The organism is Micromonospora sp. NPDC049089, assembly GCF_040648775.1.
Lineage (GTDB): Bacteria > Actinomycetota > Actinomycetes > Mycobacteriales > Micromonosporaceae > Micromonospora.
In genome coordinates, this window is record NZ_JBEZEH010000062.1 from 1 (window position 1) to 23103 (window position 23103).

Here is a 23103-nt window from a genome sequence, read left to right on the forward strand (position 1 = left end):
GCCGGCGACGCCCTCGCGGCGGTGCTCGCGTACGGGCTCCTCACTCGTGCGCCCTGGCGGGACATCCTCGCCCGAGGGGCGGCCGTCTCGGCGGCTGCCGTCGCCTGCCCGTGGGCGGGCGAGTACGACGACGCCGTGGCTTCCCGGCTGCTGCCCGGAACCACGGTCGACGAACTGGACGAGCACCGCACCGACAGAGAGCAGGAACCGTGTCGCACGTCGCCTCCGAGATAACCTCCCAGCCCGAGACATGGCGTCGCGCCGTGGAGCTGGTCGACCGACCGGGCGTGGCGCGGGCCCTGCCCCAGCCGGGCGAACGGGTCGCCGTCGTGGGCTGCGGCACGTCGTACTTCATGGCGCAGAGTTTCGCGGCGCTGCGGGAGTCGGCCGGCCAGGGCGAGACCGACGCCTTCGCCGCGTCGGAGTTCCCCACCCGGCGACGGTACGACCGCGTGGTCGCCATCACCCGTTCCGGCACCACCACCGAAGTCATCCGACTGCTCGAGCAGCTGCTGCCCGGCAGCCGCTCGACGGTGCTCACCACCGACGCCGACCGGCCGGTGACCCGGCTCGTGAGCGACTGCGTCGTCCTCGACTTCGCCGACGAGCGGTCCGTGGTGCAGACCCGCTTCGCCACTACCGCGCTCGCCCTCTGGCGTGCCGGTCTCGGCGAGGACCTGACCCCGGCCGTCGACCAGGCGCAGGCCCAGCTGGCCACGCCGCTCGACCCGACAGTGGTCGGTCGGGACCAGTTCACCTTCCTCGGCACCGGCTGGACGGTGGGGGTGGCGCACGAGGCGGCCCTCAAGGTGCGCGAGGCGGCGCAGATGTGGGCCGAGTCGTACCCGGCGATGGAGTTCCGGCACGGTCCGATCAGCGTGGTGGACCACCGGTCGGTGGTCTGGATCTTCGGGCCGGTGGTGCCGGGCCTCCTCGACGACCTGGCCGCGACCGGGGCGATCGTGGTGCACGAGGACATCGACGCCATGGCGCACCTCACGACCGCGCAGCGCCTCGCCGTGGAACTCGCCGTGCGTCGCGGCCTGCACCCGGACCAGCCCCGGCTGCTCACCCGGGCCGTCGTCCTGACCGCGCCGGTTGCCTGAGGATCGTCGATGGCCCTCGTTCCCACCGCCGACCTGGTAGCGGCGGCCCGGGCCGCCGGTACCGGCGTGCTCGCGTTCAACGTGATCACGATCGAGTACGCCCAGGCGATCGCCGCCGCGGCGGAGCGTGCCGGGCGTCCCGCGATCCTGCAGATCAGTCAGAACGCCGCGCGCTACCACTGCGGCGTGTCGGCAATCGCGGCGGCGACGGCCGAGGTCGCCTGGCGGTCCAGCGCCACGCTGTCGCTGCACCTCGACCACGTCGATGACATCACCCTGCTGGAGCAGGCGCCCGACGCCGGATTCAGCTCGGTGATGGTCGACGCGTCCACGCTGCCGTACGCCGCCAACGTGGCGACCACCCGCAAGGCGACCGAGTGGGCGCACGACCACCGGCTGTGGGTGGAGGCCGAACTCGGCTACGTCGGCGGTAAACCGGACGCCCCGGCGAGCGCCCACACCGCCGGCGTCCGCACCGACCCGGCCGAGGCCGCCCACTACGTCGCCGAGACCGGCGTCGACGCGCTGGCGGTAGCGGTGGGCAGCTCCCACGCGATGGCCGACCGGACCGCCTCGCTGGATCTCGACCTGGTGGCCGCGCTCCGCGACGCCGTACCGGTGCCCCTGGTCCTGCACGGCTCCTCCGGGGTGCCGCTGGAGCAGATCCGCGCCGCTGTCGCCCGGGGCATGGTGAAGATCAACGTCGGTACGGCCCTCAACGTGGCGTTCACCGACGCGGTCCGGGCCGCCGTGCCCCACTCCCGCGACCCGCGCCGATACCTAGCGGCCGGCCGGGACGCGGTGACCGACGGTGTCGAGCAGCTGCTCACGCTTCTTCGTGGGGCCGCGTAGGCGCCGCCGCTAGGCCGGAAAAGCGGGTGCGGGTTCGGACAGGTTGTGCCGCAGGGCGGCCGCGACGGCGCCGAGGGCGCCGCCCTCGTCGCCGAACTGGGCCGGCACTACGTCCGGGTGGCGGATGTGTCGGGGCATCGCCAGCTCGGCGATCGCCGCCCGGACCGGCCCGAGCACCACCTCGCCGGCGTGGGCCAGGGTGCCGCCGATGACCACCGTGCCCGGGTCCACCTGCACCACCATGCCCGCCAGCACGCGACCGAGCAGCGTCGCGGCGTGCCGCACCACGTCCTCGACGGTCGGCTCGCCTGCGCGGGCCCGCGCCACCAGGTCGGCCGGGTCGCTGACGGTAACGCCCCGGGCCGCGCAGCGCTCGATGAGCGTCGACGGACGGATCAGCAGTTCCAGGCACCCGCGACCACCGCACGGACACCGGTCCCCGTCGGGATCGACGCTGACGTGGCCGATCTCGCCGGCCGCGCCGTTCGCACCGCGGGCGAGCCGGCTGTCGACGATGAGCCCGCCACCGACGCCGTCACTCCATCGCACGTAGATGGCGTCCCGCACGTCGCGGGCCGCCCCCCAGGTGCCCTCGGCGAGCGCCGCCAATCGCGAGTTGTTGTCGGTGACGACGGCGACGCCGTACCGGTCCTGGATCCGCGCGCGGACCTGCTTGGCGGCCGGAGCAGGGCTGGCGCCGCCCGCCGGACGACCCCGGCCGGCCACCAGGCCGGGCAGGCCGAGACCTATCGCCTCCAGCGCGCGCAGGTCGATGTCGTGTTCCCGCACGAGGTCGTCGATCAGCTTGATCGCGGCGTTGGCCCGCCGGGCCGGCCCCGCCGCCAGCGTGACGGGGCGGCTGCCCCGGGCCAGGATGTCGTGCCCCAGGGTGGCGACGATGACGGTGATCGTCGCCCGGCCGAGGTCGATGCCGACGATGCGGCCGGCGGACGGGTTGAGGCTGACGGTCGTGGACGGCCGCCCCCGGCCGCGGTGGCCGGACAGCGCGGGTTCCCGCTCGACGACCACACCGCGGGCGATGAGATCGGCGATGATGTCGAACAGGGTGGTGCGCGACAGCCCGGTCAGCCGGATGAGGTCGGCCCGACTGAGCGGGCCGGCGCTGCGCAGCTGGGCCAGCAGGGCCTCCGTGTGCGCCAGCCGCACGCGTTGCATGGCATCCGGGCGTTCGATCACGGCACCATCATGACCGACGCCTGCTCCCGTGTGTCGTCGCGGCAACGTACGGCGCGGTGGCCGGCGCCGCCCAGTGGCGACGCCGGCCGGCGCTCAGGTGGCGCGAACGGTGACGCTGAGCGCCGCGTGGACCGGGGCCAGTCCGGCCGAGCGCACCGACAACGTCCCGGTGTACGTCCCCGCCGTGCCGAACGTGCGCCGGGACACCACGGTGAACGCGCTGTTGATCTGCATCGCCGGGATGCTCGGCTCGCGCGTCGCGGTAGGCGTCAACGACTCCACCCGCCCGTCGCTCCAGGTGACCGTGGCGGCCAGGTCAGTGCCGCGGAACCCGGGGGCGGTGACCGTCCAGGTGGCGCCGACCGGTGCGCCGACGACGGCCGCGGCGGACCGGCCGACCGCCTGTTGGCGCCACGCCACGTCGGCGGTGGGGAAGAAGTTGACGCCCTCGACTGTCAACCGCCCCCCGGCCACGGACAGGCGGGTGGTGAAGTCGGCGTAGTCGCGCTGCGCCTGCGGCGTCCACCCCACCTCGGCGGTGGCGACGAGGCGCGGGAAGCTGTAGTACTGCGCCTGGCCGACGCGGCGGATGAACTCGCCCCACAGCGCCGATTCGACCCCGAGCACGCTGGTCTCGGCGATGTTCGGGATGAAGGTGCCCGGGTCCCAGTTGTAGTGCCGGTCCAGCCCGCACGGTCCACCGCACGCCCAGGTGCCGCCGAGCGGTTGGCGGGGATCCTGCTTCTGCGGCACGTACGTGTGGGCGGCGGGGGAGAGGACGACCCGCGCGCCGCGGCCGTTCACCGCGTTGGCCACCGCCGTGCGGTCGCCGTTCCAGTACTGCACCACGGCGTTGCTCCGGGGTAGCGCCGTGCCGGCGTACTCGTTCCAGCCGACAACCGTCTTGCCGAGCGACGCGACGGTCGCGGTGAAGGCGTCGACCATCGTGGTGTAGTTCGCGTGGCTGGTCACGTGCGCCTCGTCGCCGCCGATGTGCAGGTAGGGCCCCGGCGTCATGGCGGCGATCTGGGTCAGCACCTGCGTGGCGAACTCGTACGTCGTCGCGCTTGCCGAGTCGAACGTCGAGTAGCCGACGTTGCCGGTGCCGTTGGCCGGCGCGGTCTGCTGGCCGGACGCCGGCTTGGGCTGGGCGCCGGCCGTGTTCAGCTGGGGGATGGCGTGCAGCGCCGCGTTGGTGTGCCCCGGCATGTCGATCTCCGGGATGACAGTCATGCCGTTCAGACCGGCGTAGCGCACGATCTCGGCGTAGTCGGCCCGGGTGTAGAAGCCGGTGACGCCGAGCTCGGTGCCCATCAGTTGGCCGCTGTCGTTGTAGGTCATGGCGGTGCGTCCGCTGACTGAGGTGAGCCGGCAGTAGTCGATGCCCGCCGGGTTGCTCGCCGGGTTGTCGATGGCGATCCGCCAGCCCTGGTCGTCGGTCAGGTGCAGGTGCAGGCGATTGATCTTGTATTGCGCGGCGCTGTCGATGTACGCCTTGATCTCGTTCATCGGGTAGAAGCTGCGGGCGACGTCGAGCATCATCGCGCGGTGGGCGAAGCGGGGGTAGTCGGTGATGGTCACCGCCGGCACCGTCCACGCGGTGCTCACGACGGAGTCGGACTCCACCCACTGGGGCAAAAGTTGGCGCAGCGTCTGCACTCCGTTGAGCGCGCCGCTGGCCGTGTCGGCGCTGATCCGGACTGTGCCGGTGGTGACAACGAGCCGGTACCCCTCGGCGGCGTGCCCTACCGGGCCCTTGCCGGCCCCCACCTCGACCACGATGGGTGCGGGCGCGGTGCTCTGGGTGACCACCGGCAGGGCGTACCCGGTGGCGGGGCGGAGCAGGCCGGCGAGGTAGGTGGCGGGCGCGGTGGCAGGTGATCCGACCGCGACGATCGGGGTGTTGGGGCTCAGGGTGTACGGCGTGCCGCCGTTCTCGGTGAGCGACACCGGCTTGGGCAGCAGGCCCAGCGAGGGCGCCGGTGCCGGCGCGGTGCTGTCCCAGATCTCGAACTCGGAGATCGAGTAGCCGTAACCCGCCCACCGCTGGTGGCCCTGCATCCGTACGTAGGACACCGGTTGGGCGGAGTTGACAGCTACGACGTCGGTGCGGGGGCAGGTGTCGCGCTGGAGGCGGGTCACCGTGGTCCACGCGACACCGTCGGTCGAGGTGAGCAGGCTGAAGTCGCGGGCGCACGCGTTGGGCCAGGTCAGCGTCACATGGTCGACCGGGGCGGCGCTCGCCAGCCGCACCTGAACCCAGTTGTCGTCCTGGTACTTCGACGACCACCGGGTGCCGCTGTCGCCGTCGTTGACGTGTGTGGCGACGAAGTCGGCGCGGTCGAGTTCGACGCTCGACGCGGTGGCGGTGCCGGTGCGGGCCAGGTTCACCGGCGCGGCAGTGGCGGGCGTGCTGGACGTGAGCGGCGCGAGCAGCGACGCGGCGACCGCGACGGCGAGCGTCGTCGCGCTGAGGCGGCGTCGGGATCCAGTGGTGTGGGGGGAGCGCGGAATCGACATGGGACTCCTTCGTCCGTCGCCCGGGTCGCCGGGGGACTGGTGGCTCGGGTAGCCGCAGTCTGGTCAAGCCGTTCAATTTAGTCAATGGCTCGGACAATAAGCGGGCGTGCCGGGCGGCCGTTGTCGCGTGGCGCGGCCAGCCCTAGGCTGCGGGTCAGAGGTCTGACATCTTATGAAACATTGCACCGTCCCCAGCTCGGGCTTTTTAGTCCGAAGGGTTGACAAGATTCGCCGGGTCACCAAAGATTCGCTTACCTACAGTGCCGCCGACCGGAGAGGGGCCCCATGTCCGAGCTGGGCTACGGAGCACCACCGTGGCGATAGACGTACGACAGTCCCCACCCCGAGGGCCGGAAACCCCCACCGCGGCGTCGCAGCCGCGCCGCGCCGTGCCGCTGCTGGTCTGGAACGGGATCGCCGTGGTGCTGGGCATCGGCATCTGGACCGTGCTGGCACAGATCGGGGTCTCGGGCCTCCCCGGCCCGCAGGAGGTCGCCGTCCGCGCCGGTGAGCTGGCCAGGGACGGCACCCTGCTCGACGACGGCCTCGCCAGCCTGCGTCGGGTGCTCATCGGCTTCGCGCTCGGCAGTGCCCTCGCGATCCCGGTCGGCTTCCTCATGGGCTGGTACGGGACGGCGCGGGGGCTGATCGAGCCCTACGTGCAGTTCTTCCGCACGATCCCGCCCCTGGCCGTCATCCCGCTGGCCATCCTGCTCATGGGCATCGGGGAGACCCCGAAGATCTTCGTCATCTTCCTCGCCGCGTTCCTGTCCTGCGTCGTGTCGACGTTCCAGGGCGTGGTGAACGTCGACAAAACCATGATCAACGCTGCCCGGGTGCTCGGCGCCAACGACGCCGTGGTGTTCCGCCGGGTGATCGTCCCCGCGTCCACCCCGTTCATCCTGGTCGGCATGCGCGTCGGCCTCGGCGCGGCCTGGGCGACAGTGGTCGCCGCCGAGTTGATCGCCGCGCAGGAGGGCCTCGGCTACCGGATGCAGCAGGCGCAGATCTACTACGACCTGCCGAGCATCTTCGTTGGCCTGATCACCATCGGCGTGCTCGGCCTGGTCATGGATCGGCTCCTGCTCGCCGCGGAGAAGCGCCTCACCGGATGGCAGGAACGCCGATGACCGAGAAAATCTCCTTCCGCTCCACCAGCCGGACGTTCGAGGTGGGGGGCAAGCCGTTCCACGCGTTGCGCGACGTCGACCTAAACATCGCCGACCGGGAGTTCGTCACAGTGGTCGGGCCGTCCGGCTGCGGCAAGTCGACACTGATGAACATCGCCGCCGGCCTGGTCGAACCCACCGGCGGTGAGGTGCTCGTCGACGCGCGTCCGGTGCGGGGGCCCGGCCCGGAACGGGGCGTCATCTTCCAGCAGTACGCGCTGTTCCCCTGGCTGACCGTGCGCGAGAACGTCGAGTTCGGTCTCCGGATCGCCAAGGTCGGGCGGGCCGAGCGGCGGCGACGGGCGCAGCACTTCATCGACCTGGTGGGCCTCACCGACTTCGCGGACGCGCTGCCCCGGATGCTGTCCGGGGGCATGCGGCAGCGGTGCGCCATCGCCCGCGCGTACGCCGTCGACCCCGGTGTCCTGCTCATGGACGAACCCTTCGGCGCCCTGGACGCCCTCACCCGGGTGCAGATGCAGGATCAGCTTTTGGCCACCTGGGGCTCCGAGCGACGCACCGTCATGTTCATCACCCACGACGTCGACGAGGCCGTCTACCTCGCCAACCGGGTCGTCGTCATGGCTGCCCGGCCCGGCCGGGTGCACGAGGTCATCGACGTCGACCTGCCGTACCCCCGCACCGAAGCGGTTCGCCTGTCACCGGAGTTCTCCCGGATCCGCAATCGGGTCTGGCGCGCCGTCTACCACCAGACCCCTCAGGAAGGTGCATCACAATGAGCCCTCTCTCCCGTCGCTCCCTGCTGACCGGCCTCGCCGGCCTGGGCGCCGCCGCAGCCCTCAGCGCCTGCGACGACGACCAGTCCGGATCCGGCCGCTCCGGCACCGAGCCGGTGAAGCTGGGCTACATCGCCGACTTCACCGGCGCGAGCCTCATGGCGATCGCCGACGACAGGAAGCTGTGGGCCGAACACGGTCTCAAGCCGGACCTGAAGGTCTTCACCAACGGCCCCCTGCAGGTGCAGGCACTCGGCGCCGGCGATCTCGACTTCGGCTACCTGGGCCCTGGCGCGATGTGGTTGCCGGCCTCCGGCAAGGCCCGGGTCATCGCCATCAACTCGCTCGGTTTCGCCGACCGGGTCATCGCCCAGCCGGGCATCACCTCCCTGGCCGCGCTCAAGGGTAAGAAGGTCGGCGTGCCGGAAGGCACCTCCGGCGACATGATCGTGCGGCTGGCCCTGCAGCGCGCCGGCCTTTCCATCGACGACGTCGAAAAGGTCGCGATGGACCCGAGCACGGTCGTCACCGCGTTCGGGTCGGGTCAGATCGACGCGGCCGGCATCTGGTACCCGCTCATCGGCACCATCAGCAAGCGGGTGCCGAAGCTGACCGAGCTGGCCAAGAACGAAGACTTCTACCCGGCCATCAGCTTCCCGTCCGCCTATGTGGGCCGCAACGACGTGGTGACCGGCAAGCCGGACCTGGTGAAGAAGGTGCTCGCGGTGCTGCGCGCCGCCAACGACGAGCGGGCGGCCAACGTGGATCGCGCGGTCGAGGTCACCGCGAAGTTCCTCAAGTCGGCCCCGGTCGACCAGTTGCGCGCCGAAGCCGCCAACGCCCGGTTCCTGCCGTCCGCCGAGCTCGCCGCCAAGTCCACCGACGGCACCGTCGCGGGTTGGCTCACCGGTCTCAACGGGCTCTTCAAGGACCTCGGGAAGCTGCCGAACGCGGTCGACCCGAGCACCTACTACGACGCCGCCGCGTACGCGTCCTGAGTCGAGTCGCGTGAGAAAGGATCAGCACGTGCGGCCCAACATCGTCTTCATCATGGCCGACGACCACGCCGCGCACGCGGTGGGCGCCTACGGAAGCAAGATCAACGAGACGCCACACATCGACCGTATCGCGGCCGGCGGTGCACTCCTGGAAAACTGCTTCTGCACCAACTCGCTCTGCGCGCCCAGCCGGGCCACCATCCTCACCGGCACCTACAACCACGTCAACGGCGTTCAGACGTTGTCGACCGAGTTCGACAACCGGCAGCTCGTCTTCCCGGAGCTGCTGCGCCGCGCCGGTTACCAGACGGCCCTGGTCGGTAAGTGGCACCTCGGGCACGGCCCGGAGCACGACCCCCGGGGGTTCGACTACTGGGAGGTCGTGCCCGGCCAGGGCCGGTACCGCGATCCCGTGTTCATCGGCATGGACGGCACCGAGCAGGTCCGCCCCGGCTACTGCACGAACATCATCACCGACCTGGCCGTCGAATGGCTCGACCAGCGCGACCAGCAGCGCCCTTTCTGCCTGCTCGTGCACCACAAGGCGCCGCACCGCAACTGGGAGCCCGACGACAAACATCGCGACATGTACGTCGACGACGTGGCCGTACCGGGCTCGTTCGACGACGACCACTCCGGCCACGCCGCTGCCGCCCGGGCCGCCCGGATGCGCGTGGACCGGGACCTCACCGCCAACGACATCAAGGAGATGCTGCCACCGCACCTGGATCCCGACGAGGCCGCGCTCTGGACCTACCAGCGCTACATCAAGGACTATCTGCGCTGCGTCGCCAGCGTCGACGACAACGTGGGCCGCCTGCTCGACTACCTCGACGAGCACGGGCTGACCGACGACACCATCGTCGTCTACACGTCGGACCAGGGCTTCTTCCTCGGTGACCACGGCTGGTACGACAAGCGGTTCATGTACGAGGAGTCGCTGCGGATGCCGTTCCTGATCCGCTACCCGGCGGAGATTCCGGCCGGCTCCACCACCAACGAGCTCGCCATGAACGTCGACTTCGCCCAGACGTTCCTCGACTACGCCGACGTGCCGGCCGACCCTCGCATGCAGGGACGCTCACTGCGACCACTCCTGCGCGGCGAGGACGTCGACGACTGGCGGCAGTCGGTGTACTACCGCTACTGGGAGCACGACGACGACGAGCACCACGTGTGGGCGCACTACGGCGTACGCACACACGACCACAAACTGGTCTACTACTACGCCGACGGGCTGGGTCTGCCCGGCACCTCCGCCACGGCGCAGGAGCCGGAGTGGGAGCTGTTCGACCTACGCGCCGACCCGTGGGAGATGCGCAGCGTCTACGACGACCCGGCGTACGCGCGGATCCGGACGACGCTCACCGACGAGCTCGCCCGGGTCCAGCAGGAGTGTGGTGACGCCCCGTGGCAGCCCCCGACGCCGGTCACCGGGTGACGGACGAGTCAGTCACCTCGAGTGAGCCGACCGGACCAGCCGACCGCCGCTGGCCACGCCGGGTCTACGGGGTGGGCACGGAGCCGGACCCGCGGTTCACCCTCGCCAACGAGCGAACGTTCCTCGCGTGGCTGCGGACCGCGCTGGGTCTCATGGTGGCCGCCGCGGCGGTCAAGGCATTCGGCACGGAAGGCTCGCAGTGGGCGGCAGCCGTGCTGGCGGTACTCGCCGTCGGGGTGGCCGTCGAGGCGTTCCCCCGCTGGAGCCGCAACGAACGGGCGCTGCGGCTCCAGCTGCCGTTGCCGTCCACCCCCGTCGCGGTCGTGTCGGCGGTGGGGGTGGTCGTGGCCTGCATGACCATCGTCGTCGTGGTGCTGATCTGATGTCGTGGCGCTGAGGTGACGCAACCACCCGTGCTCGCCGACTGCGGAGCGCAGGCCGAACGCACCCTGCTGGCGTGGCTTCGTACGGCGTTGGCGACGGCCACCGTGCTGGTGGCCGTCGGACGGGAGTTGGTGCCGCGTCATCCGTTCGCGGCGGGGCTCGTGCTGGCCTGCTCCCCGCTCGCCGTGGCGGTGGCCGTCCTCGCTCGGCGTCGGTACCGGACCGTCCGACTGCCCACCCACCTGGGTCAGTCGGGCGGTGCCGCACTGCTGGCTGCTACCGGGACGTTGGTGGCGGTCGGGGGTGTGGCGATTCTCGCCCACGTCCTCGCCCGCTGAGGGCGACGAGTGCTGCCGTCCCGGGGCGGCGATAGGGGCGCCCCGGGACGGTGAGGGCGGTCAGACCGTCGAGCCGTACAGGTTGATCTCGGCGGCGGAGGCGTAGCCGGCCCCGTTCGCGGCGCGGGTGGTGCGCAGGCGTACGTGCCGGGCCGTCGTGGGCGCGAAGACCGCTGTCTTCAGGGTGCTGCCGGAGCCGAAGGTGCCGGCGGTGACCTGGGTCCAGGTTGTGCCGTCGGTGCTGGTCTGGATCTGGTAGTCGGCGATGGTGCCGTTGGTGCCACCGTCCTGGCGGGGCAGGTAATCGAGTTTGTCGACGCGGAAGGTGCCGCCGAGGTCGATGGTGATCTGGTGCGGCATGGCGGCGACACCGCCGACGTAGCGGGTGTGCCAGATGGTGGCGGGGTTGCCGTCGATGGCATTGGCGGCGGCGCCGTTCTCGCCGACCGTCTCGACGCTGTCCGCCGTCGCGGTCCAGCGGGCGCGCGACAGCTGGGGGCTGTCTCCGCCGCCGATCGCCTCGTCGGTCGGCGTGGCCTGGAAGACGGCGACCTCGAACGGCGCCAGCGTGATGCTCACCGGTGCTGCGGGACCGGACACGAAGCCGGATCGGTGCCCGTCGCGCTCGGCGAACTTGTACCGCTGGTGGGTCCCGCCGGGCAGCTCGAAGACCGTCTGCGGGTTGACCGTGAAGCTCTGCGCGGATGCCGACGGGTTGCGTAGCATCAGCATCCCCTTCGACGCCCCGGCCGAGGAGTTCCAGGCGGCCGTGCCGTAGACGGCGCCCGCCGCCGGGTCACCGCCGACCCAGTGCACGTCGCTGAGCAGTCCCTGGTTGGCGCGAGCCCACCTGGCGTTGGCCGCCACGGTGTCCCAGAACCAGGCAGCGCCCGGCCGGTTCGCGTCAACGAGCGTGTTGCGGACGTACAGCTCCTGAAGGCTCAGGCCGAGCGCGAAGTAGGCGCGGATGTCCTGCGAGACCTCGGCCTGCACGCTGGGCTTGGTCAGGTCGTAGTCGGCGGTGAACTGCGGTGTCCGGTCGGAGAAGATGATCCCGTGGTTCATCAGGCTCGGGATCGGGAACAGCGGGTTCTGCACGGTGTTGTTGCGGAACGTCTCCGAGTCGCGGTAGTTGACGTAGCGCTGCTGTGCGCTGCCCGCGCCGACCAGGCCCGCGTCGTGCCCGTCACGCCAGATCGAGTCGGTGAACCACAACCAGTAGGGTGACCCCCAGGTGCCGACCGTCGCGTTGACGAACACGTCCTTCTGGTGCGCGCGCAGATCCCCCGTCAGCCCGAGCAGGGCCTCGTAGTCGGCGATGTAACTCGCGTTCGGGCCGGACTGGTAGAGCCCACCGCCGATGCCGTCGAGCTTGAAGCCGCGTACCCCCTGGTTGTCCATCATGTCGAAGGCGACCGACCGGAACCGGTCGTAGTAGCGGGCGCCGCCGAGCTTGAACTGGCCGCCACTGTGGGTCTCCAGCCGCTGGTCGGCCGGTTTGCTCGCGTTGATCGCCTGGCGGGTGGCAGCGCTGGTGCCGTAACCGCCGAACGGCGACATCCACACCGACATCGAGGCGCCGTACTGCGCGGCTGCGGCCTTCTGTGGTGCGAAACCGGTGGGGAACTGTGTCGGGTCGAACGACCACACGTTCAGGTTCGCCTCGTCGACCCGTGGTGAACGCAGATAGTCCCAGCCGTCGTCGACCCAGAAGCTGTCGATGGTGGCGCCGCGGTTGCGCAGCTGGGTGCCGAACAGGTTGATGGCCCGGGTCAGCTCGGCGCTGTTGATGACCTCGCCCGGTGGCTTGAGGTCCAGCCAGCTCTGGTAGTGCAGGAACGTCCGGCGGTCGTGGGCCCGCTCGCGTTGCAGGTAGTACTGGAACGAGCGGCGTAGCTGCCCGACCGGGGCGACACCGGTGGATGCCGTGTACACCCACGACGAGCCGGCGGTGAGGTCCCCGGCGCGCGGCACCGCAATGTCGACCGCCGACCCGGTCACGGTGGCCTTCGCCATCGGGTTCTCGATGCCGACGAACACCGTCTCGCTGCCGGTCGTGCCGTGCGCCACCGGGCTGCCGTCGTCGTTGCCGAGCACCCGTGCGTTTGCCAGGTTGAGTTCCACCAGGCGCAGCGAGGTCACGTCGAACGTTCCGGCCACCGAGCGCACCGTGAAGCTGTGCTGCACGGAGTTGGCGCCGCCGCGCAGCCGCACCTGCCACTGCACGTCGAGGGTCCGCGCGCCACCGCCGTACCGGAAGGTGGTGGTCACCGCCTTGCCGGCGAAGCGTTCCGCGAGCCGTGCCGACCCGGCGTTCGCCGCCAGGTCGCTGACCACCGGACCGGCGGAGACGCTCGTGTTCGCCGTCGTGATGGTGCTGCCGTCGGCCAGGGTGAGGGTGAAGAGCCCACGCAGGCTCATCGGCACTGTGGCGTTCGCCGCCCGGTTGTCGAACCGGGTCAGCGACACCGTGCTGCCCTGCACGCTCCACGCGGTCGACAGCGCCGCGTTGGCCAGGGTGAAGCTGCCGCCGGAGAGCGACGCCGTCGCCGCGCCCGGCTGGACACCGGGGAAGACCAGTCCGGCGGCGTCGGTGTAGGTCGGGTCCGCCGGGACCGCCGCGCCGGCCGGGGCCGGATGGCCCCCGACCGTCGCGACGGCACCGGCGATCAGACCCAGAACGATGGTGGGCACGACGAGCCGCCGTGGCCGTGCTGTCGACGAAGATGGCAGGGGCATGGCGTGCTGCATCGTGCCTCCATCGGTGGTTCAGGCGGTGGGGGTGCTCCAGCGTTGGTTGGCGCCGTTGGTGCAGGGCCAGAGGATGACGCGGGTGCCGTTGGCGGTCCCGCCGCCGTTGGCGTCGAGGCACTTGCCACCGGTGCGGTAGCTGCTGGTGGCGGCGTCGTAGGTCCAGCGCTGGTACGCGGCTGTGGAACAGGTGCGGATCACGATCGCGGTGCCGTCGGTGAGGCTTCCGTTCGCCGGCTCCAGGCACTTACCCAGGGCGGTGAGGGTGCCGTCGTTGCGGTGGGTCCACGTCTGGTTGCCGCCGCTGTTGCAGTCCCAGAGGTTCACTGCCGTGCCGTCGGTGGTGTTGCTGCCGGGAATGTCGATGCAACGCCCGCTGGAAATACCGGTGATGGCACCCCGCCTCGGCCCGTACACCTCGAACTCCTGCAGCGAGTAGCCGTAGGTGGTGGCCCGCTGGGTGCCCTGCACGCGCACGTACCTGGCGGTGGTGTTGAGGATGTGCTCGTCCGTGCCCCCGTCACCGGCGGTGACGGTCACCGCCGTGGTCCAGGTGGTGCCGTTGGTGGAGGTCTGGATCTGGTACGCCCGCGCGTAGGCGGCCTCCCAGCGCAGTGCCACCCGGGACAACTCCTGGCTGCTGCCGAGGTCGACCTGGATCCAGCTCGGGTCGGTGTAGGCCGACGACCAGCGGGTGCTCAGGTCACCGTCCACGGCCGCCGACGCCGGGAAGGCCGCCGTCTCGGTGGACGACGCGGTCGCCGGACGGTTGAGCGCCAGGTTGCCTGTCGCCACGGCCGGGCCGCCGGGAGCCCGTCCGATGCGGTCGATGATGGTGCTGAAGGCGGTGTACGTGGCCGCCGGTTTTGGCGATCCCCAGGTCTGTTGGGCGACGACGCGCAGGATCGTCCGGATGCCGGCGGCGATCTGGTCCTCGGTCTCCGCGTCCGGGTAGTCGCACCAGACGTGCACCACGGTGCCCAGGTTGCGCGACGGATCGTTCACCGTGTTGTTGCCTTGGAACCGTTCCGGCGTCCAGGTCTCGTAGGCCCACGTCACGCTCGGCTTGCTGATGGCGGGGACGTAGTAGGTGGGATCCCACGCCTGGTTGGAGATGGTGTGCCCCCGGTCCACCAGGGCCTGCGGGGTGATGCCGTAGTTGTACCAGACCTCGACGTGGATGTTCGATGCCGGCCGGATGGTGCCGTCGGTGCCAATCCCGTCGTTCCACATGCGCGTCGTCTTGCCACCGGCGCGCACGATGTCGTTGGCCCAGTTGATGAAGCCGTAGTAGGCGTCCTTCGCGATGGCGTTCGGCCCGTACGTGGCGCGGGCGTACGTCAGCAGTTGCGGGTAGGCGGCGTAGTTGCCGACGTACTCGTCCGCGCCGATGTGCCAGTACCGGCCGGGGAAAAGCGGCAGGAACTCGGTGATGAGGTCCCGGGTGAGGGTGTACGCGCCCGGCTTGGACAGGTCGAGGTAGTAGGGGTTGCGGTTGCCGCTGGTGTCGGTGAGTTGAAGGTCCGGATGGTTGGCCAGGATGACGTTCATGTGGCCCGGCATGTCGATCTCGGGGATGACCTCGATGTGGTACCTGGCGGCGAGGGCGATCAGGTCGCGGATCTCCTGCTTGGTGTAGTACTGCTGCGACATCACCTCCGGGTGGGTGGTGCTCTCCAGCCGGAAGCCGAACGTGTCGGACAGGTGCAGGTGCAACCGGTTCATCTTCAGGTAGGCGAGTTCCTTGACGTGCCTGCGGAGCCAGTCGACTGTGAAGTACTTGCGGCCCACGTCCACCATCAGGCCGCGTTCGGACTTGGTGGGAGCGTCGGCGGTGGTGCCGGCGGGCACGCTCGTGGACTGCTTGAGCAGTTGCAGCACCGTCCGGGTGCCGTAGAAGGCGCCGGCGTCGGTCGAGCCCTGGATGGAGATGCTCGATCCGACGGTCATCGTGTAGCCCTCGGCGGGCTGGCTGCCGCCCAGTGTCAGCCGGATGTCGCCGGCGGCGGCGCTCCCGGTGGCGACCGGCACTGTGCGTCCGGTCAGGTCCCGCAGGTCGGCCGCGAAGGTGGCCGCGTCGTCGTTGAGCTGGGTGGTGTACGCGGGGTCGACAACGATGCGGGTCGCGGCACCGAAGGTGTAACTGCCGGTGCCCGCCGTCCACTGCCGCAGCGCCGGGATCACCTGTAGGTCACCCGGTACGGCCGAGGCCGGCGTGGCGGGCACGGTCAACAGTGCTGCGGCAAGTGCTCCCACCGCTCCGGTGACGCTGATACGCCGAAGACGCATGAACCGTTCCTCTCGGGAAGGGGTTGGGAAATCAGCAGGACGCCGGGTTGGCGGTGCTGTCGGTCGCGTACGCGGTGAGCGTCGCGACCTGCGGTACGCCGCGTGCGGCGGTGACCCGCAGCCGCAGCCGGTCACTCGTCACGGCGGTGGACAGCGGAACGATCCGCTTGTAGCCGACAGTGCCGGCGGCGGCGACCTGCTGCCAGCCGCCGTTGATCCAGGCGTCCACGGCGAACGCCTCGATGCGCTGGCCGTTGCCGACCGACTCCTGCAGCAGGATCCGGTCGAACGTGCGGGCCCGGCAGGCGGTCAGCTCGACCGCGCCGGTGACGGCACCACCCGAGGGCGACCAGTACGTGCCCAGTGCCGCGTCGGTGAGGGAGGCGTGCGTGCCGGTCGCACCCGCCCTGGCGAACAGCTCCCGGCCGTACCGTGAGCGTTGCGCGGTGCCGAACCCGTCGAGGGCTGTGACGTCCGGCGTGTCGATCACGCCGGCCCGGTTTGGTGGGACGTTGAGCAGCAGGTTGGCGTTGCGGCCCACCGCGTTCTCGTAGAGCTGCATCAGCGCGGCCGGCTGCTTGACCGAGCCGTTCTGGCCGGAGTGCCAGAACCAGCCGGGTCGGATGGACACGTCCGCCTCGGCCGGGTACCACGACAGGTAGGTGATCGTGCCCAGGTTGCGGCCGATCAGCGCACTGGAACCCAGGTCGCCCGACGAGGCAACGGCGAGCATGTCGTCGTCGCGGTTCAGCGCACCGGGATCGGTGCCCCGGAACGGCAGTGCGCTCCACTCGTCCGCGCGGAACGCCCCGGACTCGGAGCCGACCCAGCGCACGTCCGGGCCGTTGATCGCGATCGTGGCGGTCGGTTGCAGGGTCCGGATCAGCCGGTACCAGTCGGCGACCTGGTACGGCTGCGGGTAAGCGGTGTACGGGTTGGCACCGTCGAACCACACCTCGGCCATCGGCCCGTACTCCGTGAGCAGCTCGTAGAGCTGGTTGAGGAAGTAGGCGTTGTAGTCGTCGGCCTGGTACGCGTACGTCTGGGTCGGGGTGCGGGTGTCGCCGGCGACGAGCGTCGGGATGGTCACCGCCCGCTTGGCGCTGCCGTTGCCGAACCGGTCACCGCCGCGTCGGCCAGGGATCTCCGCGCCGTCGGCGGGGGAGAGGTAGAAACCGACGGCGAGACCGGCCGCGCGGACGGCGTCGACTGTGGAGCGCAGGATGTCGCTCTGGTTGGTCCGACCCCACCAGGGGCTGCTGCGCACCGAGTGGGTGCTGTAGCGCGACGGGTAGAGCAGGAACCCGTCGTGGTGCTTGACGGTGAGGATGACCTGCTTGAACCCGTTGCGCTTGAGCACGTCGATCCACTGAGCGGGGTTGACCGTCGTCGGGTTGAACTGGGCCGGGTCCTCGTTCCCGCTGCCCCACTCGACGTCGGTGAAGGTGTTCATGCCAAAGTGCAGGAAAGCCGTCAGCTCCCGCTGCTGCCACGCCAGCTGGGCGGCCGACGGGGTGACGTGGGCTGCCTTCTGCCGGATCCGGTCGAGGGTGTCGCACCGGTCGACGGTGATGACGGTGGCCGGGCTGACCGGGCCGCTGCTGCCGGGGTTGCCGGCGCAGCCGGGCGGCGGTGGCGTGCCCCCGCAGACCGGCGCGTCGAGCTGGAAGTCGACCGGACCGGCGGCGCCGGTCATCGTCGCGAGGGCGATGGCGTCGACGGTGCCGTGCCAGCCACGGTTGCGGGTTCCGGCGTCGTTGCCGAAGGTCAGCAGGCCCTGCGACGCGTTGGCCGCGGCGACCGGAGCGGTGACGGTGGTGCCCACCTGGCAGCCGTTGACGTACGCGACCAGCCGGGCCGCCGAGTCGTTCACGTACCCGTAGGCCAACGCCACGTGGATGTCCTGCGTGTCGGACAGGTTCGGCCCGCTCTGCCGGGTGTCGTAGTACGGGGCGTCCGGCCCGTACATGCCGAACTCCGTGGTGGTCTGCGAGCCGCTGGCATAGCGGTAGTAGCCCCCACCGGCGAGGCTGAGCACCGTGTCGAAGGTGATCGTGGCGCCGCTCTGACGGCGTACCACAGCCTCGGCCAGCAGGCTCTTGTTGACGTACTTCGTACTGGTCACCGGGATTCGTGGGGTGAACCCGATGCCGGTGACCCCTCCGGCGAGCGTGACGGCCGGACCGCTGATCGTCTCGCTGCCGGCCAGCCGGGTGAGCTGCCCGTCGACCAGTTCACCGGTCGACGGCGTGTAGCCGGTGGTGGAGGTGAAGGTGCCGCTGAAGCCGACGTCGAGCAGCGGTTGGTAGTCGGCGGCGGCGATGCGCCACTGTTGGTTGGTGGCGGTGGTGCAGGGCCAGAGGATGACGGCGGTGTTGTTGGTGGTGCCACCGCCGTTGGCGTCGAGGCAGGTGCCGGTGGCCTGGTTGCGCAGTGTCTTGGCGGTGGTGTCGTAGGTCCAGCGTTGGTTGGTGGCGGTGCCGCAGGTGGTGATGGTGGCGGCGGCGCCGTTGGTGGTGCTGGCAGCGGTGAGGCACTTGCCGCGGTTGCGGATGGTGGTGTCGGCCTGGCGGGTCCAGATCTGGTTGGCCGCGCCGGTGCAGTCCCAGAGGATCAGGGCGGTGCCGTCGGTGGTGGCCGCGCCGGGCACGTCGACACAGCGCCCACTGGCCACCCCCGTGATGGCGCCGTCCCCCGGAGCCGCGACGGCCGGTGCCGCCGGTGGGGTGAGCTGGACCAGACAGGTGGCGAGCAGGGCCAGGGCGGTCAGGGCGACCCCGCTCACACGCGGACGGTGGCGGCGCAGGGTACGGGTCATCGGACGTCCTCTCCGAGAACGGGCAGGGAGGGGCGGTGCGGTGGGTGGTGTGCGCGGGCCGGCGGCCCGATCGGTGCTACATCAGCCACTGTTGGTTGGTGGCGGTGGTGCAGGGCCAGAGGATGACGGCGGTGTTGTTGGTGGTGCCACCGCCGTTGGCGTCGAGGCAGGTGCCGGTGGCCTGGTTGCGCAGTGTCTTGGCGGTGGTGTCGTAGGTCCAGCGTTGGTTGGTGGCGGTGCCGCAGGTGGTGATGGTGGCGGCGGCGCCGTTGGTGGTGCTGGCAGCGGTGAGGCACTTGCCGCGGTTGCGGATGGTGGTGTCGGCCTGGCGGGTCCAGATCTGGTTGGCCGCGCCGGTGCAGTCCCAGAGGATCAGGGCGGTGCCGTCGGCGGTGGCCGCACCCGGTACGTCGACGCAACGGCCACTCGCCACACCGGCGATCGTGCCGGTCGCGGCAGTGGAGACGGCCTGGTAGCGGTGCCCGGCCTCGGCCGTGAACGTCACCTGGTCACCCGTGCGGGTCACCGGCAGGGTCTGGTTGGTGGTGAGGTCCACCAGCGACGTGGTGGCCAGCATCGGGTTCCGGACGGTGAGGGTGCCGCTGCTGCCGGCGGTGAGCGTGATCCGGCTGGCCAGGCGGTTGCGCCACTCGGCGTCCACAGTCACGTTGCCGCGTGCCTTCAGGCCGCTGACCGAGCCGGTGGGCCAGGCCGTCGGCACCGCCGGAAGGACGTCGACGACACCGTTCTGGCTCTGCAACAGCATCTCGGCGACTCCGGCGGTGGCACCGAAGTTGCCGTCGATCTGGAACGGCGGGTGGGTGTCGAACAGGTTGGCGAGCGTACTGCTCTTGAGTTGTTCGCTGAGCATCTTGTGTGCGTGGTCGCCGTCGAGCAGCCGAGCCCAGAAGTTGATCTTCCAGGCCTTGCTCCAACCGGTGCCGCCGTCGCCGCGCGCCGTGAGGGATACCTTGGCGGCGTTGGCCAGGGCCGGGGTGGTCAGCGGCGAGATCTGCCGACCCGGGTGCAGGGCATACAGGTGCGAGACGTGCCGGTTGTCGTTCGTGGGGCTGTCCCAGTCCGCCTTCCACTCCTGCAGCTGGCCCCAGGACCCGACCCGCAGGCCGGGGTCGAGCTTGCTCAGCGTGGTCCGCCACTGGGCGCGCAGGGTGGCGTCGACGCCGAGCGTGGTGCTCGCCTCGATGGTGTTGGTGAGCAGGTCCCACACGATTTGCTCGCTCATCGCCGCGCCGGCCGAGAAGTCGCCCTGCTCCGGCGAGTAGCTGGGCGTCACGACCAGCTTGCCGTCGCGCGGATCGACGCGCAGGTTGGCCCTCCAGAACTCGGCGGCCTCCTTCATCGCCGGGTACGCCTGATCCCGCAGGAACGCGGTGTCACGGGTGAAGCGGTAGTGCTCGTAGAGGTGCTGGCACAGCCAGGCCGCTGCCTCCGGGAACCAGAAGGCGGTGGCCCAGTCCTGCACGCCGGTGAAGCCGTACGGGTTGGTGCTGAGGTGGGTGACCCAGCCGGTCGTACCGTAGATGTTCTGCGCGGTCACCCGGCCGGGCGCCCGCAGCGCGTCGATGAAGTCGAACAGCGGCGTGGCCGTCTCGGCCAGATTGGTGGTCTCCGCCGGCCAGTAGTTCATCTGGACGTTGATGTTGGTGTGGTAGTCGGCCTGCCAGGGCGGGCTGTTGGAGTTGTTCCAGACGCCCTGGAGGTTGGCCGGCAGGGAGCCACCGCGCGACGACGCCATGAGCAGATACCGGCCGAAGGAGAAGTACAGCGACTCCAACGCGCGGTCCTGGGCCCGTCCGGCGGCACCCGTGTACGCCGACCGCAGGTCGTCGGTGGGGATGTTCGGCATCTGCCCGCCCACGTCGAGCCGGACGCGGTCGAAGAGCCTCTGGTAGTCGACCAGGTGGGCCGCCCGTAGCGCCGCCCACGTCGAGCTCGCCGCGCCGTCGACCGCCTGGGTCACCCTGGTGTGGGGGTCGACGCCGCGATAGGTGGGGTAGGCGTCGGCGTACGACGTCGCGGCGGACAGCACGACGAGAGCCGAGTCGGCGCCGGCGACCGTGATCCGGTCGGTGCCGTCGGTCCGGCTGCCGCCGGTGGTCACCACCCGGTACTGGGTCTCGTGGATCAGCCCGTTGCCGGGCAGTGTGCCCCGGACCGTGATCCGGCCGTTCGCCACCGTGATGGTGCTGCCGGGCTGGGCCGAGACGGTGCGAAGGACGAAGGAGATCTTCCCGGCCTGGCTGGCCGACAGCCGGGCGACGATCACGTTGCGGGGGTAGCTGGCGACGTACTCACGCTGGTAGGTCACCCCGTCGTGGGCGTACGCAACGCGGGCGGTGGCCTCAGCGAGGTCCAGTTCGCGCCGGTAGCCGCTCACAGTGGTGGGTGTGCCGGACATGTCGAGGTACATGTCGGCCAGGTTCTGGTACGAGCCGAATCCGGTCGCCGGCTGGCCGAGCGCGGTGGCGACCGCGCCGGGTGCCATCCGGGTGTCCCGGTCGATCTGCGCTTGCACCCCGGCCAGGGCGCCGGGCCGTGGTGACGTCCAGTTGCCGTGGTTGTATCCGGTCGTGCCAGGCCCGCCCGTCCACAGGGTCTTCTCGTTGAGCTGGAGGCGTTCGGTCTGGATGCCGCCGAAGACCATGGCGCCGAGCGCGCCATTGCCCAGCGGCAGCGCGTTGCTCTCCCAGTTGGCAGCCGGTTCGTCGTACCAGAGCGCGAGTTCGGGATCGGCCGCGGCTTCGGCTGCGGCGAAGCTGGTAGACACGCATGTCAGGGACGCGGCCACAAGAAGGGCCGCGCTTGCGGCGCGCAGGATCGTCCGGATACCGCCGGTGACAGGCATAGGGCCTCCTCTATGCCACGGGAGTTAACGTGGGATGTTTATTTTTGTCAATGGCGCGGACCTAAGAGTTCGGTGGGTGCCGTCCGCGCGGAGAGCCGTCCGGTGTGGCCGTGAAATAACAGTTCATTCGGGCTATTGATTTAGGCATCGACCCATGTTAGACATCTGATGTCAGAGCTATGGTCTCCACAAACATATGATGTATGTGAGAGGGGGTGCAGCCTCTACCGGGCGCCCGCGTGCTGACCGTCGATGCGCACCATCACCTCTGGGAAAATCCGCCCGCCTGCGCCTGGCTCGACGACGACCGGATGCGGTCGGTCCGCCGCCCGTTCACCGTGGCCCAGTGGCAGGCGCAACTACGATCGGCCCAGGTCGACTACTCCCCGACCTGCGACCGTTCGTCCGCGAAGCGATCGTCCGATTCGGACCGGAGCGCCTGATGTTCGGTGCGGACTGGCCGGTGTGCCTGCTCGCGGGTAGCTACGGCCGGATCCGGGCTGCGCCGCACCAGGTGTTGCCGCCGCTGACCGAGGCAGCCTCCCAGGCGATCTTCGGAGGCGCCGCCGCGCGCGTCTATCAGTTGGCGGTGTGAGAGCCGCGGTCACGGCACGCACCGCGACAACAGCGTGCTGGACTTCCCGGAGATCCGCGGATCCTTGCGCCGGCCGCCACGGCGATGGCCGTCGAGCGGAGGGGTGCCGGGCGTGGTGACCGGCCGTGGCCGCTGACCGGCATTGCCGTCCGACTCTCCGAACAGCTCAACCCTCAGCGGCACGACCAGTGCGGTCACCCCTGGCCGTCATGACGACCCAGGCACGTGAAGACATGGCGTGGGTCGCGGATCCTCTGCCGGAGTCCGTAGGTGGTGATCGTGTCGATTCAGGCCCGCACGACGCGGGCGATGCTCGCCCGTATGGGCGCGTAGTGCTCGGCGATGGCGGCCTGCAGGTCCGCCACGTCGCCGGCGGCGATCGCGTTCACGATCGCCCGATGACGATGGGCGGTGATCACCCGGTCCTCCGGCTCGGTCCGCAGTGTGGGGGCGACGATGGCCTGTACCTGCCAGAACGCCTCGGTCAGCTGGAGGATCAGGTCGTTGCCGAGGGGTTCCAGCAGCTTCACGTGGAAGGCCCGGTCGACGTCGAGGAAGTCCTTGCCCTGGGCGGCCAGACTCTCCATCTCGTCGGCGAGGGTGGAGAGAGCGGCCTGGTGCTCGCTGTCGAGAACGGCGATGACCTGGGCTGCGAGCCCTTGTTCGAGGGTCTGCCGGACGTCGACGACCTGCCCCAGCACGTGATGGTCCTCCTCGCCGCTGAGCAGCCCGCGGAAGGTCAGGCCCTCCACGAGGGCGGCGAGGGACATGCGGCCGACGAAGGTGCCGTGGCCGTGCCGCACCTCGACGATGTCGAGGGCAGAGAGGATCTTGACGGCCTCGCGGACGCTTGAGCGGCTCGCGCCCACCGCCTCACACAGCTCCGCCTCGGTGGGCAGAATGTCTCCCGGCTTGAGACGGTTGCGCAGGATGTACTCCTTGATCTTGGCCCCCACCTCCTGCCGGCGGGGACCTGGGCGCTCCGCACCGCGTAGCGGGGACGCGTCAATGGTCGTCATCTGCCACTTGCCCTTCGTTCACG

17 protein-coding genes and 1 pseudogene are annotated in these 23103 nt (G+C 70.4%); 11 read left to right on the forward strand and 7 right to left on the reverse strand.

The window, feature by feature from the left end; all coding sequences use genetic code 11:
* The 3 genes and pseudogenes from AB0B48_RS13300 to AB0B48_RS13310 all read left to right on the forward strand — a co-directional run.
* A pseudogene (locus AB0B48_RS13300) lies at positions 1-234 on the forward strand (hypothetical protein); the annotation flags it as partial.
* On the forward strand, positions 210-1106 hold the full coding sequence (locus AB0B48_RS13305; protein ID WP_357200266.1) for an SIS domain-containing protein: 897 nt from the start codon (positions 210-212) through the stop codon (positions 1104-1106). The pseudogene AB0B48_RS13300 and the gene AB0B48_RS13305, both read left to right, overlap by 25 nt.
* Before the next feature lie 9 nt (positions 1107-1115).
* The gene (locus tag AB0B48_RS13310; protein WP_357200269.1) at positions 1116-1958 is read left to right on the forward strand and encodes a class II fructose-bisphosphate aldolase; all 843 of its coding nucleotides are present in this window, start codon (positions 1116-1118) and stop codon (positions 1956-1958) included.
* Positions 1959-1967: 9 nt separating this feature from the next.
* On the opposite strand, the gene AB0B48_RS13315 is transcribed toward AB0B48_RS13310, so the two are convergent.
* Both AB0B48_RS13315 and AB0B48_RS13320 read right to left on the reverse strand, forming a co-directional pair.
* On the reverse strand, positions 1968-3155 hold the full coding sequence (locus tag AB0B48_RS13315) for an ROK family transcriptional regulator (RefSeq protein ID WP_357200272.1): 1188 nt from the start codon (positions 3153-3155) through the stop codon (positions 1968-1970).
* Positions 3156-3248: 93 nt separating this feature from the next.
* Positions 3249-5675 carry a family 20 glycosylhydrolase gene (locus tag AB0B48_RS13320; protein WP_357200275.1) on the reverse strand — a complete coding sequence of 809 codons (2427 nt, stop codon included), beginning with the start codon at positions 5673-5675 and terminating at the stop codon, positions 3249-3251.
* 314 nt (positions 5676-5989) lie between these two features.
* On the opposite strand from AB0B48_RS13320, the gene AB0B48_RS13325 reads away from it, so the two are divergent.
* The 6 genes from AB0B48_RS13325 to AB0B48_RS13350 are packed head-to-tail and all read left to right on the forward strand — an operon-like array spanning position 5990 to position 10742.
* Positions 5990-6805 (forward strand): ABC transporter permease, encoded by an 816-nt coding sequence (locus tag AB0B48_RS13325; protein WP_357200278.1) that lies wholly within the window; start codon positions 5990-5992, stop codon positions 6803-6805.
* Entirely contained in the window at positions 6802-7584 is a 783-nt protein-coding gene (locus AB0B48_RS13330; RefSeq protein ID WP_357200281.1) for an ABC transporter ATP-binding protein, read from the forward strand. Before AB0B48_RS13325 ends, AB0B48_RS13330 begins: the two co-directional genes overlap by 4 nt.
* On the forward strand, positions 7581-8579 hold the full coding sequence (locus tag AB0B48_RS13335; protein WP_357200284.1) for an aliphatic sulfonate ABC transporter substrate-binding protein: 999 nt from the start codon (positions 7581-7583) through the stop codon (positions 8577-8579). The genes AB0B48_RS13330 and AB0B48_RS13335 overlap by 4 nt, the downstream gene beginning before the upstream one ends.
* A 28-nt stretch (positions 8580-8607) precedes the next feature.
* The gene (locus AB0B48_RS13340) at positions 8608-10020 is read left to right on the forward strand and encodes a sulfatase (protein ID WP_357200287.1); all 1413 of its coding nucleotides are present in this window, start codon (positions 8608-8610) and stop codon (positions 10018-10020) included.
* Positions 10017-10403 (forward strand): DUF202 domain-containing protein, encoded by a 387-nt coding sequence (locus AB0B48_RS13345; protein WP_357200290.1) that lies wholly within the window; start codon positions 10017-10019, stop codon positions 10401-10403. Before AB0B48_RS13340 ends, AB0B48_RS13345 begins: the two co-directional genes overlap by 4 nt.
* A 15-nt stretch (positions 10404-10418) precedes the next feature.
* A complete protein-coding gene (locus tag AB0B48_RS13350; RefSeq protein ID WP_357200293.1) occupies positions 10419-10742 on the forward strand; it encodes a DUF202 domain-containing protein in 324 nt (107 codons plus the stop codon).
* 60 nt (positions 10743-10802) lie between these two features.
* Here the strand turns inward: AB0B48_RS13350 and AB0B48_RS13355 are convergent, their stop codons facing one another.
* The 4 genes from AB0B48_RS13355 to AB0B48_RS13370 all read right to left on the reverse strand — a co-directional run bounded on the left by AB0B48_RS13355 (position 10803) and on the right by AB0B48_RS13370 (position 21388).
* Positions 10803-13436: a discoidin domain-containing protein gene (locus AB0B48_RS13355; protein WP_357200296.1), complete on the reverse strand. Its 2634-nt coding sequence runs from the start codon at positions 13434-13436 to the stop codon at positions 10803-10805.
* Between the two features lie 75 nt (positions 13437-13511).
* Positions 13512-15782, reverse strand: coding sequence for a family 20 glycosylhydrolase (locus AB0B48_RS13360; protein WP_357200299.1), 2271 nt, complete (start codon positions 15780-15782; stop codon positions 13512-13514).
* A gap of 31 nt (positions 15783-15813) precedes the next feature.
* A complete protein-coding gene (locus AB0B48_RS13365; RefSeq protein ID WP_357200302.1) occupies positions 15814-18567 on the reverse strand; it encodes an alpha-L-fucosidase in 2754 nt (917 codons plus the stop codon).
* Positions 18568-18676: 109 nt separating this feature from the next.
* On the reverse strand, positions 18677-21388 hold the full coding sequence (locus tag AB0B48_RS13370) for a glycoside hydrolase N-terminal domain-containing protein (protein WP_357200305.1): 2712 nt from the start codon (positions 21386-21388) through the stop codon (positions 18677-18679).
* Between the two features lie 317 nt (positions 21389-21705).
* Here AB0B48_RS13370 and AB0B48_RS13375 point away from each other — a divergent pair, with 317 nt between their 5' ends.
* Positions 21706-21909, forward strand: coding sequence for a hypothetical protein (locus AB0B48_RS13375; RefSeq protein WP_357200332.1), 204 nt, complete (start codon positions 21706-21708; stop codon positions 21907-21909).
* Positions 21813-22061: an amidohydrolase family protein gene (locus AB0B48_RS13380; RefSeq protein ID WP_357200308.1), complete on the forward strand. Its 249-nt coding sequence runs from the start codon at positions 21813-21815 to the stop codon at positions 22059-22061. The genes AB0B48_RS13375 and AB0B48_RS13380 overlap by 97 nt, the downstream gene beginning before the upstream one ends.
* A 287-nt stretch (positions 22062-22348) precedes the next feature.
* Here the strand turns inward: AB0B48_RS13380 and AB0B48_RS13385 are convergent, their stop codons facing one another.
* A complete protein-coding gene (locus AB0B48_RS13385) occupies positions 22349-23080 on the reverse strand; it encodes a FadR/GntR family transcriptional regulator (RefSeq protein WP_357200311.1) in 732 nt (243 codons plus the stop codon).
* Between the last annotated feature and the right edge of the window lie 23 nt (positions 23081-23103).

Coding starts and splice junctions, on each gene's coding strand:
- AB0B48_RS13310 (WP_357200269.1), top strand. CDS start 1,116: ATGGCCCTCGTTCCCACCGCCGACCTGGTAGCGGCGGCCCGGGCCGCC.
- AB0B48_RS13320 (WP_357200275.1), bottom strand. CDS start 5,675: ATGTCGATTCCGCGCTCCCCCCACACCACTGGATCCCGACGCCGCCTC.
- AB0B48_RS13330 (WP_357200281.1), top strand. CDS start 6,802: ATGACCGAGAAAATCTCCTTCCGCTCCACCAGCCGGACGTTCGAGGTG.
- AB0B48_RS13335 (WP_357200284.1), top strand. CDS start 7,581: ATGAGCCCTCTCTCCCGTCGCTCCCTGCTGACCGGCCTCGCCGGCCTG.
- AB0B48_RS13360 (WP_357200299.1), bottom strand. CDS start 15,782: ATGCGTCTTCGGCGTATCAGCGTCACCGGAGCGGTGGGAGCACTTGCC.
- AB0B48_RS13385 (WP_357200311.1), bottom strand. CDS start 23,080: ATGACGACCATTGACGCGTCCCCGCTACGCGGTGCGGAGCGCCCAGGT.